The 19,316-nt window shown below is 39.9% G+C and carries 16 protein-coding genes; 13 read left to right on the top strand and 3 right to left on the bottom strand.

Features of this window, described 5'->3' with window-relative positions:
* The first annotated feature begins 69 nt into the window (after window positions 1-69).
* The 6 genes from CHB71_RS01170 to CHB71_RS01145 all read left to right on the top strand — a co-directional run bounded on the left by CHB71_RS01170 (window position 70) and on the right by CHB71_RS01145 (window position 5,837).
* Window positions 70-459, top strand: a complete 390-nt coding sequence (locus tag CHB71_RS01170; protein ID WP_089355045.1) for a hypothetical protein — start codon at window positions 70-72, stop codon at window positions 457-459.
* Window positions 459-1,181: a 3'-5' exonuclease gene (locus tag CHB71_RS01165; RefSeq protein ID WP_089355044.1), complete on the top strand. Its 723-nt coding sequence runs from the start codon at window positions 459-461 to the stop codon at window positions 1,179-1,181. Before CHB71_RS01170 ends, CHB71_RS01165 begins: the two co-directional genes overlap by 1 nt.
* 22 nt (window positions 1,182-1,203) lie before the next feature.
* Window positions 1,204-3,375, top strand: a complete 2,172-nt coding sequence (gene rnr / locus CHB71_RS01160; protein ID WP_089355043.1) for a ribonuclease R — start codon at window positions 1,204-1,206, stop codon at window positions 3,373-3,375.
* A gap of 235 nt (window positions 3,376-3,610) precedes the next feature.
* Complete coding sequence (locus tag CHB71_RS01155; RefSeq protein ID WP_089355042.1) at window positions 3,611-4,159, top strand: hypothetical protein; 549 nt, start codon at window positions 3,611-3,613, stop codon at window positions 4,157-4,159.
* A gap of 62 nt (window positions 4,160-4,221) precedes the next feature.
* Window positions 4,222-5,478 carry a sensor histidine kinase gene (locus CHB71_RS01150; RefSeq protein WP_144017289.1) on the top strand — a complete coding sequence of 419 codons (1,257 nt, stop codon included), beginning with the start codon at window positions 4,222-4,224 and terminating at the stop codon, window positions 5,476-5,478.
* A complete protein-coding gene (locus tag CHB71_RS01145; RefSeq protein ID WP_089355040.1) occupies window positions 5,475-5,837 on the top strand; it encodes a response regulator in 363 nt (120 codons plus the stop codon). Before CHB71_RS01150 ends, CHB71_RS01145 begins: the two co-directional genes overlap by 4 nt.
* Here the strand turns inward: CHB71_RS01145 and CHB71_RS01140 are convergent.
* The gene (locus tag CHB71_RS01140; RefSeq protein ID WP_089355594.1) at window positions 5,834-7,309 is read right to left on the bottom strand and encodes a DUF4301 family protein; all 1,476 of its coding nucleotides are present in this window, start codon (window positions 7,307-7,309) and stop codon (window positions 5,834-5,836) included. The two genes, CHB71_RS01145 and CHB71_RS01140, sit on opposite strands and share 4 nt — an antisense overlap.
* A 106-nt stretch (window positions 7,310-7,415) precedes the next feature.
* On the opposite strand from CHB71_RS01140, the gene CHB71_RS01135 reads away from it, so the two are divergent.
* Complete coding sequence (locus CHB71_RS01135) at window positions 7,416-7,874, top strand: tellurite resistance TerB family protein (RefSeq protein WP_089355039.1); 459 nt, start codon at window positions 7,416-7,418, stop codon at window positions 7,872-7,874.
* Here the strand turns inward: CHB71_RS01135 and CHB71_RS01130 are convergent.
* Window positions 7,871-8,638 carry a S1/P1 nuclease gene (locus tag CHB71_RS01130; protein WP_089355038.1) on the bottom strand — a complete coding sequence of 256 codons (768 nt, stop codon included), beginning with the start codon at window positions 8,636-8,638 and terminating at the stop codon, window positions 7,871-7,873. The genes CHB71_RS01135 and CHB71_RS01130 overlap by 4 nt on opposite strands.
* A gap of 349 nt (window positions 8,639-8,987) precedes the next feature.
* Between CHB71_RS01130 and mfd the strand changes: the two genes are divergently transcribed.
* Both mfd and gldJ read left to right on the top strand, forming a co-directional pair.
* Entirely contained in the window at window positions 8,988-12,347 is a 3,360-nt protein-coding gene (gene mfd, locus CHB71_RS01125; protein ID WP_089355593.1) for a transcription-repair coupling factor, read from the top strand.
* Window positions 12,348-12,494: 147 nt separating this feature from the next.
* Complete coding sequence (gene gldJ, locus CHB71_RS01120) at window positions 12,495-13,829, top strand: gliding motility lipoprotein GldJ (RefSeq protein WP_089355037.1); 1,335 nt, start codon at window positions 12,495-12,497, stop codon at window positions 13,827-13,829.
* Between the two features lie 53 nt (window positions 13,830-13,882).
* Here the strand turns inward: gldJ and CHB71_RS01115 are convergent, their stop codons facing one another.
* On the bottom strand, window positions 13,883-14,548 hold the full coding sequence (locus tag CHB71_RS01115; RefSeq protein ID WP_089355036.1) for a ComF family protein: 666 nt from the start codon (window positions 14,546-14,548) through the stop codon (window positions 13,883-13,885).
* Window positions 14,549-14,570: 22 nt separating this feature from the next.
* Here CHB71_RS01115 and CHB71_RS01110 point away from each other — a divergent pair, with 22 nt between their 5' ends.
* Genes CHB71_RS01110 through ybeY form a run of 4 tightly spaced genes read left to right on the top strand, consistent with a single transcriptional unit; the run spans window position 14,571 to window position 19,257 of the window.
* Window positions 14,571-14,927, top strand: a complete 357-nt coding sequence (locus tag CHB71_RS01110) for a hypothetical protein (protein WP_089355035.1) — start codon at window positions 14,571-14,573, stop codon at window positions 14,925-14,927.
* Window positions 14,928-14,967: 40 nt separating this feature from the next.
* Complete coding sequence (locus CHB71_RS01105; protein WP_089355034.1) at window positions 14,968-18,438, top strand: DUF4175 family protein; 3,471 nt, start codon at window positions 14,968-14,970, stop codon at window positions 18,436-18,438.
* Window positions 18,434-18,835 (top strand): ATP-binding protein, encoded by a 402-nt coding sequence (locus CHB71_RS01100; protein WP_089355592.1) that lies wholly within the window; start codon window positions 18,434-18,436, stop codon window positions 18,833-18,835. The genes CHB71_RS01105 and CHB71_RS01100 overlap by 5 nt, the downstream gene beginning before the upstream one ends.
* Entirely contained in the window at window positions 18,835-19,257 is a 423-nt protein-coding gene (gene ybeY, locus CHB71_RS01095) for an rRNA maturation RNase YbeY (RefSeq protein ID WP_089355033.1), read from the top strand. The genes CHB71_RS01100 and ybeY overlap by 1 nt, the downstream gene beginning before the upstream one ends.
* Window positions 19,258-19,316 lie beyond the last annotated feature (59 nt).

Here is a 19,316-nt window from a genome sequence, read left to right as displayed (position 1 = left end):
CTAAACCAAGCCTAAAGAATAAGGAAAGTGGTTTTCATTTTTTATGCAGAATGATCCCAAATTTGCGCTATGCGGAAAGACATTGATTTTGCTCCGGTCAAAGACGTTCACGTGGTGATAGCCAAAGACGATGAAGGGTGGAAAGTATTTCTTATCAACCGAAATGAGAACAAACTGGAAAATACAATGGTCACATCCAAAGGCTATGGTGAGACTAAAACAGAAAAACAAAAAACCTCCACCCTAAGACACATGATTCCGTTCATTGATTCTGGCGAATATGCTTTGATTGAACCAATTGATGAGTCTGTTTTTCATCTGAATAATGAATATTGGGTGAGTTACTTTATTGACGGGCGGGTATATGACAAAAAGTTTATCTTTGTACCTGATTCCATCGTTGAAGAAAACCTCACCTTCATTGAAGAATTGGAAATGAACGGTATCTTGCATGATTGATGCAAAACCACTTTCAAGATTTCTTAATAGTTGATATTGAAACCGTCTCGGGAAACGAGAACATTGAACAGCTTTCTCCAACTTTAAAAAAACATTGGGAACGAAAAGCTGGTTTTATTCGTAATCCTGAAGAAAAACCCCCCGAAGAGCTCTATGAAGAACGGGCTGCTATCTACGCAGAGTTCGGAAAAATCATAGTGATAGGAATGGGCTTCTATCATGAACACAAAGGAAAGCCTGCCTTGCGAGTTAAAACGCTCGCATCAGACCATGAAAAAGAATTATTAACTGACTTTAAAAATTTTATAGAATCTAAGTTCGATCAAGACAATCTAAAGCTGTGTGCACACAATGGAAAAGAATTTGATTTCCCTTACCTGTGCCGCCGCATGCTGATCAACGACATTAAAATCCCCTGGTCGCTAAATATGACCGGGAAAAAACCCTGGGAGGTAAATCACATCGACACGATGGAACTTTGGAAGTTTGGCGATTGGAAAAGCTTTACTTCACTGGATTTACTTACCAACATCTTTGGGATACCCTCCAGCAAAACTGAGCTGGACGGCTCAATGGTGACAAAAACATATTATGAAGAAAAAGATGGGTTAAAGAAAATTGAGGAATATTGCCAAAAAGATATAATCGCAACGGCACAGCTCTACCTCCGCCTCAATAATTTACCTCTGATCGATCCAGGTCAGATAAACATCGTAAAATGACCGCACGGTCAAAAAAACAAACATGAGTAAAAAACGAAAAAAGAAACTAGGATCACGATCCAAACAACAACCAAATCACGTAAAAGAAATAAAGAGCAAGCTCCACGAAATTTTCTCCCTTAATGATGGGAAGTCGTACGGTTATAGAGAGCTTATCAGACAACTAAAACTACGAGACAAAAAATCAAAAGATTACCTTAAAAGTCAGCTTTTCAGCCTCGAAAGCAAAGAGAAAATCAGACGACTCAGTGACGGTCGCTTCGTCAGCAACGCTGAAAGCGAATACATTCAGGGGACGGTCGACCATGTAAACGCAAATTTTGCCTATGTAGTGACTCCAGAACCTGATGAAGATATTTGGGTAAAAACAAACGACCTGAAATTCGCTATTCATGGCGATTTAGTGAGTGTGATTCTTACTAAGCCGGCCGGCAAAGGCTATCGAGCCGAAGGCAAGGTGGTGAACATCCTCAAACGAAACAGGGATGAGTTTGTAGGTAAAATAGAAATTTCACAAAAGTTCTCTTTTGTAGTCCCCGACAGCCGTAACATCCATTTCGACATCATGGTCTATCCAGAGAAAATTGGGAAGGCTAAGGCGAATGATAAGGTCATGGTCAAAATTGACAAATGGCACGATGCGAAAAACAGAAGTCCACTTGGAACTGTAACTGAAGTTTTGGGACAAGCTGGTGAGAATGAAGCTGAGATTCATTCCATCATGGCGGAGTTTGGATTACCATTCCGATTCCCGAAAAAGATTGAAAAAGCAGCCGATGAAATTCCTGACCTCATAACGGACGAGGAAATCAAAAAGCGTCGGGACTTTCGGGATATCACCACTTTCACCATTGACCCGCATGATGCAAAAGACTTTGATGATGCACTTTCTATCAAAGAGCTGGAAAAAGGAAAATATGAAATAGGTGTACACATCGCAGATGTATCTCACTATGTGGAAGAGGGTACGGAGTTGGACAAAGAAGCCATCGAGCGGGCCACTTCTGTGTATCTGGTAGATCGCACAATCCCCATGCTGCCGGAAAGATTGTCGAACGGCCTATGCTCATTGCGACCAAACGAAGAAAAGCTCACTTTTTCTGCCGTTTTTGAGATTGATGAAAAAGGAGTGGTTTCTAAAAAGTGGTTTGGACGAACCGTCATTAAATCGGACCGCCGATTCACTTATGAGGAAGCCCAGGAAAGAATCGAAGGGCTGGATAGTGATTTCACCAAAGAGATTGTCACACTCAATAACATTGCAAAGCATCTCCGAAAAAAGAAATTCCAGCAGGGAGCAGTAAACTTTGAAACAGTAGAAGTAAAATTCCGACTGGATGAGGATGGCAAACCACTTGAAGTAATCCCGAAGGAGCGAAAAGATGCCCACAAAATGATTGAGGAGTTTATGCTCCTTGCTAATAAAGAAGTGGCCACACACATCTACAAGTGGAAAGAAAAAGGCAAAGAAGAGGGAAGCAAAACCTTCGTTTATCGGGTACATGATGATCCGGACCCGGAAAAGTTGAGCACGTTCGCTTCATTCGCTGCAAAGTTTGGTCACAAGGTGGATACCGGAAACAACATTTCCCATGGTCTAAATAAGCTGATGGAAAACATTGAAGGCAAACCGGAGCAAAACGTTCTTGAGTCACTGGCTATTCGGTCCATGGCAAAAGCCAAATACACCACGGATCCAAGGGGTCACTTTGGATTGGCGTTTGATCATTACTCGCATTTTACTTCTCCTATTCGAAGGTATCCGGATGTGATGGTGCACCGACTCCTCGAGCATTATTTGCAAGGAGGAAAGAATGTAGGCAATGAAGAGTATGAACCGCTTTGTATGCATTCATCTGAAAGAGAAAAGCGAGCGGCTGATGCTGAGCGTGCCTCCATCAAATACAAGCAGGTGGAGTTCATGGAAACCATGCTTGGGCAGGAGTTTGAAGGGATCGTTTCCGGTGTGACTGAATGGGGCATATTTGTGGAGATCATCGAAACAAAATGTGAAGGAATGATTCGCATGAGCGACCTCAATGATGACTTCTATGAGTTTGATGAAAAGCAAATGCGGGTGATTGGGAGAAACAATAAACGCATTATAACATTAGGAGATAAACTCAAAGTACTGGTTGCCAAGACCGACATTGATCGCAGGACAATTGATCTTGAGTTGGTTGATGAGAAGTGATACACTGAGTCATAAAGCCCTTGACATGCTGGAGTACAACGGGTATTCGGTTAATCTCAGTGAGGATCTGGTCACTATTCGAAAGGCTTGTACACGGCTATTAAAAACAGCTGCTCTTTCAGTTGGCTCAAACCTTCTTAAATGCACTATTCGATAATAAATAAGATTTACTAATAAATTTTTCTTACCTTAAAGTAATCGTTAAAGGCCAAAAGCCTTTTTAACATAGTTACTTATGAAGTCACCCAATCTGAGCCAGAGAGCGATCGATCTTCTTGGAGAAAACGGCTATTCCTTCAAATCCAGGGATGGTAAAATCATCATTAAACATCGCACCGGGATTATGGGTATAGTTGTCCTTCTTTTTGTGACGATCTTTTTATCTATCCCTGTATTTTCCGCAGGTGTCATTTATGGGGTTATCCTGATAGTGGGTGTTATTGCTACAATTGTGATAAAACGCATATTCTTTTCACAAAAATCAAGTCTAACCATTGATTTGGAAAACAATACGTTCACAGCCATCATAGGGACATACCATCAGGAAAACCAACCGCTAAAAATGATTTCTACAATAACCCTTCACTCCCAGTTTATAGATGAGTACACTACGGCTGCAAGAAACTCCGTGGAAGAATACTTGATCTCAATCAGGGTTCAACTTATCACCAAAGAGGAGTTAACGCTTTTTCAACTCAAATCAGAACAGTCAGAACCAACGCCAGAGGTGAATGAAGTTTACTCCCTATTGGAAGAAAGTGTGAAAAGTGCAAAAGTTGCCTAGCCCTATGTTGCTATAAATGCGACAGATTTACTAAATTCCACCAGCCAATAATCACCCGCCAATTGAGTACTAGTCAATACCTTTCCAGAGAAGCTGGATTTTATCGCTTATTAATGATATCAGCCTATGTCGCATCATTGGGCTTTGGTTTCTTTTATTACGTTGCTGATGTAAAAATCATATATCAGTCGTGTTTTGGAGCATTTTTCGTCTTTTTAATCCTTGGGCTCCTATCATTGTCCACATTAGAACTTCCAGCCCTCTTTAGACTATCAATTCTAACTACCCTCATTGCATTTTTTGTACAGATCTTCTATACAGGTGGCACAATGTCACCGGCTTATCCTATTTTTCTTATTTCCCCTCTGCTCGCTTTTTTTTACAAGCCGGTCAAGGATCGGTATATTTTTATGGTTCTGGCGGGGCTTTGTATGTTCTCTATACTACCGCTAACCTTGTTGGGATATACCAAGAACATATTACCGGAAGAGTTTAAGATAGCTCACTCATTCATTTGCGTTTCATTCATTTTTGCCAGTGTCATTATCTATACTTTCCTGTTCAGAAATGCATTAGTTAAGCGAAACCAAAAAATTGGAGATTCGATGAAACAGCTTCAAGAGGCTACACATAAGCTTATTCAATCAGAAAAAATGGCTTCTCTGGGAATGCTTTCAGCGGGTGTTGCGCATGAAATCAATAACCCACTAAACTTTATCAAAGGAGGAGTTGAGATACTAGAGCAGGGTTTGGAAGATGAAAAAGAATTGAAATTTGAAGCTTCGCCGTGTATTCATATCATAAAAGAGGGGCTAAGCAGAGCTTCCGTGATTGTAAACAGCCTAAATCATTTTAGCAGAAATACGGAAGCAATGGATGAGCAATGTGATCTTCATGACATACTCCAGAATAGTATCATAATGCTCCAACCACGATTAAAATATAAGGGTAAGCTTGAAAAGCATTTCACTGATGAAAAATTAGTGGTTCCGGGCAATGAGGGTAAGCTTCATCAGGCTTTTCTAAATATCATTTCTAATGCTGAGCAAGCGATTGAGAAAGACGGTGAAATCCTTATCAAAACACGCAAAAGTGGAAGTAAGATAACTGTTGAAATAGCTGATAATGGGGTTGGAATCAGTAAAGAAAACCTGAGCAAGATTAGCGATCCATTCTTCACAACAAAACCCGTTGGACAAGGCACGGGGCTTGGTCTATCCATTACATATAAAATTATCGAAGATCACAACGGAAAAGTTGAGGTAACATCAAAACCAGGAAAAGGTTCTAAATTTGTCATCTCTTTTGATGTGAAGTGAGACGTACTATATTATTTGTAGATGATGAATTAATCAACCTTTTCGTTTTGGAGAAAAGGTTTGAGAAAGATTATGATGTACTTACAGCACAGTCAGCAGCTGAAGCTTTCGAGAAAATTTCAGAAAATCAAAATCGCATTGACGCGATTATTAGCGACCTGAGAATGCCCGAAATGGACGGGCTACAATTCATCAATAAAATAAAGCCTGCGCTGCTTGACATTCCCTGCTTTTTGTTGACTGGCTTTGATTCGGATGAAGTCATCGAAAAGTCAATTGAGTTAAAAAAAATCCAGCATGCCTTTAGGAAGCCCTTCGATTACGGCGAAATTGATCGGATGTTGAAAGAAGTGCTTTAGCAGTGATTTTCTTTAAGAAGGTCTGTTACAGTTTTTACCGGATTGAAAGTGATGAGCGGAACCTCTACAAAAACTGTATTCCAATCAGCCATACTCCCATTCCATAATCCCGGAAGCTCCATGGCAAGCAACTTTTGTCCGTTGTATGATTTTTCTGAAATAAAACCTGCCTCATCATCCCTAAATTGCATAAGGTCAAACTTTTCTCCTTTGTAGTTTTTTACTCCAAGCACCAGATCTACCGGGTTAAAATGAGTTCCTGCTTCAAAAATTTCGCGTTGTTCATCACTACTTGTGTCTACTTGTGCAGACTCTACAATCTGAAGCGTTTGAGCATCTTGTTTTTTAACCCAAAAAGGTCCACCACCAGGCTCTCCTTCATTTTTCACCATGCCACAAACGCGAATAGGCCTGTTTAAAAGACGAACAGTTTCACTATTTGAGTAACCTCCTTTCATTCCAAGTTCGGACAAAAGGCTTTTGGCTTCTGAGGTGACATCATCACCAGAATCGGCTTTTTTAAGAAGGTTAAAAACACGCTCCTGATAAGCCAGAAGAACACCGGCCAGAACTTTCTTGTATTTTATCGTTTCTTCCTTGAGTCTGTCAGGAACTACATTATCAATGTTTTTTACAAAAATCACATCAGCATTTAGCGCATTCAGGTTTTCCAGTAATGCGCCGTGACCAGCTGGCCTGAATAGTAAACTCCCATCATCCGCGCGAAAAGGTTCACACTCCGGTGTTGCTGCAATTGTATCAGTGTCTGCCTGCTGAAAACTGAATGAAACATCAATGTTTTTTTCTGCCGACTTTGCTATAATATGATCTTCAAACTTTGCCTGGTGATCTGGGGAGATAGTGAAGTGTATTTTAACCCCGTTTTTCCCTTTCGCATATGTAACTCCTTCGACCAAGTGCTCTTCGGCTGGTGTTCTGCTTTCCGTATCGTATTTATGAAATTTAAGAAGTCCCTTCGGAAGCGATCCATAGTTCAGACCTTCATTATAAAGGAGATGTGAAATAACATCATCATGCTTATAATCATTTAGGGCCTGATCAACAGAGATTCCATGTGTCTGGGTAAAGCTTTCATTGAGTTCTTCGTAGAACGCAAATCGGTTCAGGTTTTCAAAGAACTTTTTAGTCTTTTTATGTTCTTGACAATACGTATCAAAAGATTCCTTCGTCCCATCAAATTTTTGCAGAAAAGAAAAAAGTGGCTTAAACATTCGTGTAGCAGCACCTGATGCAGGAACAAACTTCATCACTTCAAGCTCAGATTCATCATAGTTTGAAGTATAATGATCTACTTCCTCTTTGCTAAGTAGCAAAATGCCATTCTCAACAGTAGCAGGAGCCAACAGAGGAGCTGGTAAAAAACCATTTTTAAATCTCATCAGCTGATCTTCAATCTGACTTTCCTCAATTCCCTTACGCTTTATCAGCTGTTTGTCTTTATCCGTAAACATTGATTTGGTTGTCAAAACCTTAAAAATAAAATTCCCCCCGCGAAGTTGTTCATTTTCATATGAAAACAAATTAATTTGGTTTGTCCAAATCTTAAATCAGAACGGCATGAGCATGGAAATATTCAAAATAGCACCTTCTTTTTACGGAATAACGATGGTTCCAAAAGAGTCATGGAGACAGTATGGGTATGCACTTCTGACAATCGCCGGTTCTGATGGAGAGGTTTCTGATCCCGAGCTTGAGTGGCTCACAATCGAATGTGCACAAGCTGTTGGTGTGGACGAAGATATTATTGCCGACTGGGAGGAGTATGATTTTGAAGAAGGTGATCTGGAGGAAATATTTTATGATTTCAACTCAAGTTCATTTGCAAACTTCAACAAGTTGCTCATCTATGATGCCATCCGGATGTCAAGTGCAGATGGTGATTATGCTCAAGATGAAAAAGAGCAGGTGAGCCATGCGGCCCAAATATTAAAGGTCCCCATGGAAACTGTTTTTGCTATTGAGGCTTTAGTGGATCTAGAACATGCAGCGGATAAACTTCGAATGACTATTCTCTAACCGTATATTTCATTTAAGACATTAGCCAGTCTTATACCCGCTTGAAGCAATCGCTGATTTAATAAATCTAAGTTTTCGTATACATAATCATAGCTTAGCTTTTTGTCCTCCGGTACCGTGTTATAACACTGTTCCCGATACTTCACTGATTCATAAGCCCAATCTAAAACATTAAGAGAAGACCAATCTTCAAGCTGTTTTGCAGTAGGGTGATCTATCCATTCTGCGTATTCTGTATAGCTAAACTTTTGCTCCTCTATCATTTGGCTATCCCATACCCTGTGCAGGTTAGAGCTTTTCCAGAAAAAGTCTAATTTCACATCATTCGCACCCCGATCTTCTCCATTACCAACATGGAGCGGCTGGTGAATATCTCCAATTAGGTGAACGAGACATTTCAACGCAAACGCTTCATCCCCATCTGTAAATTCCTTTGTTTCCAGCTCAGAAATTAAACGTTGAAGGGCCACTATCACATCACCTTCCTCAGGAGTGCCCGCTTCTTCGTAGGTTTTTCCTGTTGGAATAGTTGCGAAATGCCAGTCATACATGTAATCATATTTGTCATCTGACTTAATAAAATCCATGTAATAACTTACCTCAGCAAGGGTTTCAAACCCCAATGCTTTTTCAATGTTTTTCCTTGCTTTATTAGTAAGGTGCCGCTCTGCTATTAAACCTACTATTCGATGACCAGTGGGGCCCCAGGCAAAAGATTGAGAAACTATTAAGAGCGTAATTAATGGAAGGACGAATCTTTTCATGCGTTAAAGTTAAACCTAAAGTGAAATTAGCGAAGGATTTGTAGAATAGGAATGAACCAAAAAAAGAGAAGGCGTGCCCGAAGAACGGTACACGCCTAATCACCAACCTAACCTAAAAGAAAGTCTTTCAATAAACGAACGAAGTTCAATTTATTATGAATGTCTTTGCTCTTAATACACATGAAAGACACTAAATGTTGCAATCACATCTTGAAATAGTTCATTTTTTAGATGAATGACCGCTTATGATCTATTAACAAGTATCTACTGGTGTGATGGTCAAAACCATTTGAGGCTTGTGCATGTAGTATAAACGTTACTTTTGCCAATCTAATTTTTGAATGTGGGTTTGAATACGAAAGATTTACTACTAAAGTACCAGGAGAGCAGCAACGTTGAAGCAATAGCAGAGAGCCTCAATAAGAAAAAACAGTTGCGGTTGAAGGGAATTGCAGGCAGCTATGATGCAGTACTGGTTGCCGCTACATTTAAAAAAATTGGAGGAATACACCTCATCGTTCTTCATGATTTTGAAGAAGCATCATACTTCAGTACGGATCTATCAAACTTTCTTGAGGATGAATTTATTTCATTCCCATCTTCATACAAAAAGCCATATCACTATGAAGAAATTGAGAATGCGAACATTCTGCAAAGGGCCGAGGTGCTCAATGAGCTTAATGATCGGCAAAATCTTTTAATCATCACTTATCCGGAAGCCCTCTCAGAAAAAGTAATAAACAAGCGATCCCTTGTATCCAACACCTTTACTGCAAAGCCTGGCGAACAGCTGGATATAGAATTTCTTGCCGACCTGCTAATAACATATGATTTCGAGAAAACAGATTTTGTATATGAGCCTGGACAATTTTCTGTTCGAGGCGGCATCATCGATGTGTTTTCATATTCCCATGAACAGCCATACAGGTTAGAGCTTTTTGGCGATGAAGTCGAAACCATAAGAGAGTTTGATCCTGAATCTCAGCTTTCAACTAAAGAACTTGATCACATTTCGCTTATTCCGAATGTACAAACAAAATTGGTAAGCGAAGAAAGGCAGTCATTCCTGGATTACATTCCATCAGAAACCGTAATCTGGTTGAAAGATCACCAGCAATCGCTTGATATTATTGATAAGTCTTTTCACAAGGTAGAAGAGCAGTTTCAGGTGATAAAAGAAATGAGCGGCGACTCTAAATTGATTACCTCACCCAACCAATTGTTTGAAACCCAAGATTCATTTACTCAATCTTTAGAGAAATTCAAGAAAGTTGAGTTTGGAAGCAGGTTCTACCTTCCGCCCGATGAGGAGCTCACACTTGCCGTCCGCCCACAACCCTCCTTCCATAAAAACTTTTCGCTACTTGCCGAAAGCTTAAAGGAATTGCAGGAAAGAAACTATCAAAAACTTATTGCAGCAGAATCCTTCAAGCAAATCGAGCGTCTTGTAACAATTTTCGAAGAAATTGATCCGGAGATTTCATTCGATGGTGTAACCGCCTCCCTTCGTGAAGGCTTCATAGACGACCATGAAGAAATCTGCCTTTATACTGACCATCAGATTTTTGACCGATTTCATCGTTACAAGGGAAAAGAGAAGTTTACCAAAAGCAAAGCACTAACGCTCAAAGAACTTAAGACGCTCCAGCCTGGAGATTTTGTAACCCATATTGATCATGGCGTTGGGCGGTTTGCCGGATTGGACACTGTAGATGTTGGTAGTAATAAGCAGGAGGCAATGCGGCTCGTGTACAGAGATGATGATTTGCTGTATGTCAGTTTGCATTCCTTACACAAGGTTTCAAAATATTCCGGAAAAGAAGGGGAACCTCCTTCAATCAATAAACTTGGTTCACCAGAATGGGAAAACAAGAAGAAAAAAGTAAAGCGAAAGGTTAAGGACATTGCGAAAGATCTTATTCAGCTCTATGCAAAGCGAAAGGCAGCTCAGGGGTATGCGTTTCCTCCGGATGATTACCTGCAGGCAGAGCTTGAATCTTCCTTCATGTATCAGGATACTCCAGATCAGTCAATGGCCACCTCTGATGTAAAAGCAGATATGGAATTGGAGCACCCAATGGACCGGTTGGTTTGTGGGGATGTTGGTTTCGGAAAAACAGAGATTGCAATACGTGCTGCATTTAAAGCCGTTAACTCAGGTAAGCAGGTGGCTGTACTGGTTCCCACTACTATTCTTGCTATGCAGCACCACCGGACATTTGCCGCTCGGCTTGAAAGTATGCTCGTCTCCATTGACTATATCAATCGCTTCAAAAGCACTAAACAGATCAATGATATAAAGAAAAGAGTCAAGGAGGGAAAAATAGATATCCTTATCGGTACTCACCGAATTGTGAACAAAGACATTGAGTTCAAAGACCTGGGCTTAATGATCATAGATGAGGAGCAAAAGTTTGGAGTGAAGGTGAAGGAACGTTTGAAAGATATGCGAGTGAATGTTGATGCGCTAACACTGACAGCAACACCAATCCCAAGAACACTACACTTCTCACTAATGGGTGCTAGAGATTTGTCAATTATTTCTACTCCTCCACCAAACAGGCGGCCCGTCACAACGGAACTACATGAGTTCAACGAAGAAGTCATTCGCGATGCAGTAAGTCATGAGGTTAGAAGGGGCGGACAGGTTTTTATGGTTCACAATCGTGTCAGCGATATTGAGCAAGTGGGCAATATGATTTTCAAACTCGTACCTGACTCAAAAATTGGAATTGCACATGGTCAAATGGAAGGAGCTCAGCTAGAAAAGGTAATGCTAAAGTTTATTGAAGGCGAATATGATGTGCTGGTATCAACCAATATCATTGAAAGTGGCCTTGATATTCCAAATGCTAATACCATCATCATTAACAACGCCCATATGTTTGGGCTTTCTGACCTTCACCAAATGAGGGGTCGGGTGGGAAGATCCAATACGAAAGCATATTGTTTTATGCTGACGCCTCCAACTTCCGTACTTACAAGTGACGCACGTAAACGTCTTAATACACTTGAAGAGTTTTCTGATCTGGGAGATGGGTTTAAGGTAGCGATGAGAGACCTGGACATTCGTGGAGCCGGAAACTTACTTGGTGCAGAACAAAGCGGGTTTATCAATGACATGGGTTTTGACATGTACCACAAAATTCTAGACGAAGCGGTGCAGGAACTAAAAGAAGGTGAGTTCAAGCAGCTTTTCGAAACGGACCTTATGAAAAACAAGGATGCAGTCGAAAAAATGATTGAAGACTGCAATGTGGAAACAGATTTTGAAGCGTTGATCCCTGAAGATTATGTAAGTAATATCTCTGAACGATTAGGGCTTTACACCAAACTTGATGACTTAAAGTCTGAAGAGGAGCTAAATGACTTTATTAAAATGATGAAAGACCGGTTTGGCCCACTTCCAAATGGTGTTAACAACCTGACAGAAACGGTAAAACTTCGGTGGAAAGCAATTCAAATAGGTTTTGAAAAGGTGACGATCAAAAACAATAAAATGCGTTGCTACATTTCTGACAAAAAGCCACAGGAGTACTTTCAGTCGCCAAGATTTGGAAACGTGCTCAGCTTCATCAAGTCAAACCCACATGACAGTAAGATGAAAGAGGTCAAGAATAAACTTCTGATAAGTGTTGAAAATGTAGGCACTATAAGTAACGCACGAGAAGTGATCGAGCAGATGCACACACCATTAACTCACGCATAAAAACTTCAACTTCAAACAATAAAAGGAGTCTAAAAAGCATTTAATCATTAAGGTTTAATCTAAAATCCATTGACTTACGATGGGTTTTTTGAAATATTTGTGTTTATTAGTACGTTGAAACGTTTCAAGACAAATTCAAACGGTGTTATGAAAAATTATGTGAGAGCAGCTAAGAGCACAGGTTTCTTTGCTTTGGCTGTAGTTTTTTTAGGTGCATGTAACTTCCTTGGAGGAAGCGGAGGCGCACCATCAGCAGAAAATCCAGGTTTTGCCAGCTCTGCCACCGGCCTGGAGTTTAACGAAGAAGGTGGTTTTCAAGTCAGTGATTTTCAGGGACAGCCAGACGGACCAAACCTTGTTTTTATCGAGGGAGGTAGAACTGTGCTTGGATCATTTGAAGAAGATGTTATGTATGCGCATGACAACCTGGAAAGAGCAGTTACAGTTGCTTCATTCTATATGGATGAAACAGAAGTTGCTAATATCCACTGGTTAGAGTACGAATACTACATCAAGCAAGACTCAGACGATTATTACTGGAGAAACAACCTCCCGGATACCACCGTTTGGGCAAAAGACCTTGCTTACAACGACCCATACGTAAATAGTTACTACAGATATCCTGGATTCAGATACTTTCCTGTTGTAGGAGTAAACTGGAGACAAGCAGTAAACTATTGTAAGTGGAGAACTACAGTTGTAAACCTAAAGTTAGCTGAAGATGCTGGCTACCTTGACCCTGTTGCATCAGGAGATGATGCTTTTGCAGGAGCAGAGGGTGGAGACCTTGCTGCATCAGCAGGTTCAGTTCCAGGCCTTAGCTCTGGAGTTGTACTTCCAGGCTATAGGTTGCCAACAGAAGCAGAGTGGGAATATGCTGCGCAAGCACTTATAGGAACTCAATGGTTGGATGAAAACCAGACACACAAAAGACTTTATCCTTGGGATGGCCATGCTTTAAGAAATCCATACGGAAAGAGCATGGGGTATTTCCTTGCAAACTTCAAGAGAGGTAATGGTGACTATGCCGGTATCGCTGGTAAGCTAAATGATGGTGCGATGATCACCACCTATATCTACGATTACCCTCCAAACGATTTTGGACTATACAACATGGCTGGAAATGTGAACGAGTGGGTGCAAGATGTGTACCGTCCGCTTTCATTCCAGGATATGGATGATCTAAACCCAGCACGTAGAGATGCTGTGCTAGACTCTGAAGATGATTACGATTCTGATTACTCGTATATTGGTAATGAAGGAGCCTACACAGAAGAAGAGTGGGTAAAAACTTCAGGACTGCAGAAGTCTTACAATGCAGACAACCCGCCAAAGAGAAGAGTAAGAGTTTATAAAGGTGGTTCGTGGGCGGATGTAGCTTATTGGCTATCCCCTGGAACCAGAAGATTCTTGTTCGAAGATTCTGCTACTTCTACCATTGGGTTTAGATGCGCAATGATTAGAGCTGGATCCAACTTCTAAAAATTAAATCTCACAGATTTTTCATTAGGCTACTCGTAAAGAGTAGCCTTTTTTTATTTTCCCCTGGCTACAGAAGCTAAATGAATAGATTCGACATTGGCTTGTATAAGTCTTTGACTTAGCATACCTATGGTTGCTCCTGTAGTGATCACATCATCAACGATTAGTACCGATTGGCCAGACAAATCTTCATGAACCTCGGAGTAAACATTCTCCATATTGATCCACCGATCTGCCTTTGATTTATTTGTTTGGCTTTTTGTTGCAATTTTTCTCTTTACCAGATCCGATTTTACATCCAGAGCGAAGACCTCAGCAATTCCTATTGCTATCTGCTCGCTCTGGTTATAGCCACGTTTCCTCACCTTAGACGGGTGTAGTGGTACAGGTAAGACAAAATCAAATTCGAGGAACTCTAACGTTGGTGTCATCCATTGACCCAAGGTTTTGCCAATTTCCTTCTTCCCCTTATATTTTAAGTTGTGTAGTAATTTTCTGGTAATACCTTCTCGGCTGTAATACAAATAAGCACTTGCTGACTTTATCTTTGGCTCAAATGCAAACTTCCTGAATAGATCATTTTCCGGGTTTTTGTGATCACTGGTTACAGGTAAGTCTATTTTACAGTTTGTACATATAAATTGCTCTTCAGATATTAAAGACTGTGCACAATTAAGACAGTTCTGGGGGAAAAGAAGTGAAACGAAATCTCTGATCATTTGGAAAAAATAATCATAAATAATGGTCTATAAAAAAGATCTGGATCTGCAAAAAGAATGGGTTGAGCTGCTTTATAAGTTAAAAGAATTGACCGGTAAGCGACCTGCGGATTTAAATGCTGTTCTATTCCTGGTTGGGGTTCAGGAGTTGGGACTTGGGGCAAGGTCATTTTCAAAAGAGGAAAAGCAAGACATTTTACACATTGCCATTTGCAAAGTCCTTTCACTGGCTGGATATTATGAATTAGAAGGACATGATGAAGATGGATGGCCCCATTGGAAACTGATTAAGAAATTACCCCGATTTGACCTCATGGAACAGGAGAAATTGTTAAAAATTCAGATTTTAGAGTATTTCAGAGAAGAAATTGGATGGTAACATGCACCTTTGATTCTTATTGTCCGTTTACACTCCAACTATGAGTGGTTTAGAAGAAATAAAATATAAACTCGCATCTTTTAAGAAAAGGTATTATTTCCGTCAAATAATACTTGGTATACTCGGCTTCTTGATTCTTAACACTGTGTTCTTCGTAGGCATAAACGGACTGGAACATAAGTTTTGGTTGGGCGTCACAGGGAGGGCAATTCTATTTTTCAGCTTTATACTGCTTGTTTTCATATCTTTCTATTCCCTGATCATAAGGCCAGGTCTTCAGTTGGCCAAAATAAAGAAAGGATTAAGTGATGAGGATGCAGCGAAAGAAATATCAAAACATTTTTCTGAGCTGGAAGATCGGCTAATCAACACATTACAGCTTGGCAATCAAGGAAACAATGACCTACTGTTAGCAGCGATAGAAAAAAAATCACAGGATTTCAAAAGATTCAAATTTGTTCAGGCTGTTGATTTTCGACCTGCAAAGAAATATGGAATCATCCTTTTCATAGTAATTGTAGGATTTTCACTCGTGTCTTTTATCAACCCATCCCTAATATCTGAGAGCTCTAAACGAATAGTCAACTTCAAAAAAGAGTATGTACCTAAAGCTCCTTTTGCATTTTTTGTGCAAAACAAAAGCTTAGAGGCCTTCCGGGGTGAAGATTTTACATTGACCACAAAGGTTGACGGTAATCAGCTACCTGAATCTGTCTATTTAATCATCGATGAAAAAAGATATGCCTCAGCGTATTCTCTTAAGGACAAAACATTCTCACACACATTCCCAAAAATTCAAACAGATAAAAAAATACAGTTTGAGGCGGCTGGATTTCAGTCAAAAACATATAATGTACGAGTAAGAAACAGACCAGACCTGGTCTCAATGCTTATTCGTGTTTCTGAACCCAATTACACCGGAGGACAAATACGAACCATCGAGAATACTGGCGATCTTACGATACTGGAAGGGTCCACCGTTTTGTGGCAAATTAATACGCTCGCATCCGATAGTGCTTCTATCATCTTAAATGAAAAAGAACTGAGATTAAGCAGAACAGACGAGTCAGGCTTTAGTCTTGAAGAGCGCGTTTTTAATGATGGGAGCTATGAAATTGAACTCTTTAATGAGTTTAGTAAAAATAAATCTGAACTCATGTATTCCATTGATGTAATTGAAGATGAATTTCCTGAAATTGCTGCTCAATATTTTCCGGATTCAATTGGATTTGAGTTTTTGACACTTGCAGGATCCATTTCAGATGATTATGGTTTCACCGGCTTATTCATAAATTATCGAAAACAAAAACAAAAAGAATACACACGTATCCCTTTAGATATTAATAAAAAGGCAGGGAGTCAGAGTTTTTATGCCAACTGGAATCTTGACTCGCTAAATATACAGCAGGGCCAGTCTTTAGAAGTTTTTATAAGTGTTAAAGACAATGATCAGGTAAATGGACCTAAAGAAACAAAAGCCAATGTCTTCATTTTACAAACACCCGGTAGTGATGAAATAGACGCATTAATTTCTGAAAAACAGGATGGAGTTGAAGATCAACTTGGCGATACTGAGAAAAAAGCAGAGGAAATAGCAGAGCGATTAGAAGAAATCGAAAACAGGCTAAAATCAGAACAAAAAGTAGACTGGCAGGAAAAAAAGCTACTTAATGATATTATTGAAGATAGAGAAAAGCTAAACGAAGAGATTGAGAAGCTTAAGAAGCAACATGAAGATTTAATGAAATCCAGTAACCGATTCCAAAAACAAAGCGAGCAGTTGCAGGAAAAAAACCAAAAAATGCAACAACTGCTCGATGAGCTAATGGATGAAGAAACCAAAAAGCTTTATGAAAAACTTAAGGAGCTGTTGAAGGAGAATAATCCATCAGATCAGGAAGTCAGCCAAGAGTTGAATGAGTTAAAGAAAAGTGAGCAAAACCTGGAAAGAGACCTGGAAAGAGCACTTGAACTATTCAAAAGACTAAAAATGGAGAGTACTTTGGAGCAAAACCTGCAGAAGCTGGATACTTTGAGCAACAAGCAAGAAACAGCCGCTGACGAAAATTCGGGGAAAGAGGAGCAAGAAGAAATCAATAAGGAGTTTGATGATTTCAGAGACAAGATGGATCAGGTTCAGAAAATGAATCAGGAGCTAAAGCGACCGGAAGCACTTGAGGATTTCGAATTGGAAGAAAGACAAATTGCCAAAGAACTTCGTGAGATAATGGAGCAATTGGAAAAGGAGAGTGGAGATCAAAACGAAGGAGAAAAAAATCAGGAGGGTGAGGAAAATGATAGCTCTGAATCTGAAGAGGATACTGGTGAAAACTCCGAAAAAGAAAACAATCAATCATCGGATAGCAAGCCTGGTGAAAACGCTGATAAAAAAGAACAAAATGAAAACCAACAAGGTCAACAGAGTCAAAAATCTCAGCAACAGAAATCCAAAAGCACACAGCAAAAGCAAAAAAATGCTGCTCAGAAAATGAAAAATCTGAGTAAAAAGCTTCAGAATATGCAAGGCGGCATGCAAATGGAAATGATGCAAGCAAACCTGGACCAACTCCGAGACATACTGGATAACCTGGTTAAGCTTTCGTTTAACCAGGAAGAAATCATGCTAGAGATGCGTCAGGTAAGTCAGTCGGACCCTCGTTTCCTTGAGCTCTCACAAAATCAGCTAAAACTTAAAGACGATGCGAAAGTAATTCAGGACAGCCTGCTATCCCTGGCTTCAAAAGTTGTTCAAATATCTTCATATGTAACCCGTGAAGTAGGGTCAATAAACGACAACATAGATGAAGCTATTGACTATTTGAAAGACAGAAACCGTGGGCGTGCGCTTTCGAGTCAGCAATTCGCCATGACATCTATTAATAATCTGGCATTATTACTCGACGATACGATGCAGCAGATGCAGATGGCTATGTCGGAGGCTATGGGTAATTCCAGCTCCGGAAAGAAAGATCAATCTCAAAGTATGCCGGATCTACAGGAAATGCAAAATCAGTTGGGAGAGCAAATCAATGAGCTAAAAGGCTCAGGAAAATCTGGCAGAGAACTTTCTGAAGAGCTCGCCAGGCTTGCAGCAGAGCAAGAAATGATTCGGAGACAAATGGAAATGCTGAAAGAAGCTGAAGACGGTAAGCCTGGAGGAGGAATCGGTGGTGATGATCTTAAACGTGCCATCGATATGATGGAGCAAAACGAAGTAGACTTGGTAAACAAAAGACTGACCCAGCAGTTAATCAACCGACAGAAACAAATTATGACCAGAATGCTGGAGGCAGAAAAAGCGCAAAGAAATCAGGAAATGGATGAAGAAAGAGAAGCACAGAAACCTTCTGTAATCTCTCGGGAGATACCTCCTGGCTTTGAAAAATATCTTGAACTAAAGAAAAAAGAGATCGAGTTATTAAAAACTATTCCAATAGAATTAAATCCATTTTATAAAAAAGAAGTAAACGACTATTTTAGACGCTTAAGTTCAGACGAAGAGAATGATTGATAACATTCAAATACAGATTCCATCGCTTCCTGAAAATATCAGGATAGTAGAAAGTTTCATTGATAATGCAAAAGATCAATATCAATTGAATGATGATATATATGGAAATATCATGATTGCTGTTACAGAATCTGTAAACAATGCTATTGTGCACGGAAATCGATCAGACAGCAAAAAGAATGTGCATCTTCAGCTAGCCCTTGAAGAGTCACAAATCAAATTCACTATTGAAGATGAAGGTCCCGGATTTGATTATAGCAACCTCCCCGACCCAACACTTCCGGAAAACATCAGCAAACCTGGAGGACGGGGTATTTTTCTAATGAAGAATCTTTGCGATGAAGTATCCTTCAAAAAAGATGGGAGAGTCGCTGAACTAAGTTTTTACCTTTCTTAATGGCCATTCAGTTTTATTCGGAAGAGACTGACTTTTCACTAACCAAACCAACCGAAACTTCTGACTGGATCACAGAGGTCATTCGTGCACATGACCACAAACTATCTGAGATCTCATATGTTTTCTGCTCCGATGACTATTTATTGGAAATCAATAAAGAGCACCTTAAACATGATTATTACACAGATATTATCACGTTTGACAACTCAGAAGAAGAAGGAATCATTGAATCTGACATATTCATAAGCATCGATCGAGTCAGAGAAAATGCTCAGACACAATCAACTTCTTTTGAACATGAACTGAACCGAGTAATGATTCACGGTGTTTTGCACCTGCTTGGGTTTGGTGACAAAACCGAGGAGCAGCAAAAAGTCATGAGAGAAAAAGAGGATGCCTGTTTATCTTTGCTGAAAAATTAAGTTCCACGTGAAACATTGATTGGTGGATCCTGCTTAGGTTCCACGTGAAACATTGAAAA

Source organism: Ekhidna lutea (genome assembly GCF_900188325.1).
Taxonomy (GTDB): Bacteria; Bacteroidota; Bacteroidia; order Cytophagales; family Cyclobacteriaceae; genus Ekhidna; species Ekhidna lutea.
The sequence above is the reverse complement of the archived record's forward strand: the minus strand, read 5'-3'. Positions and strand labels throughout refer to the sequence as shown.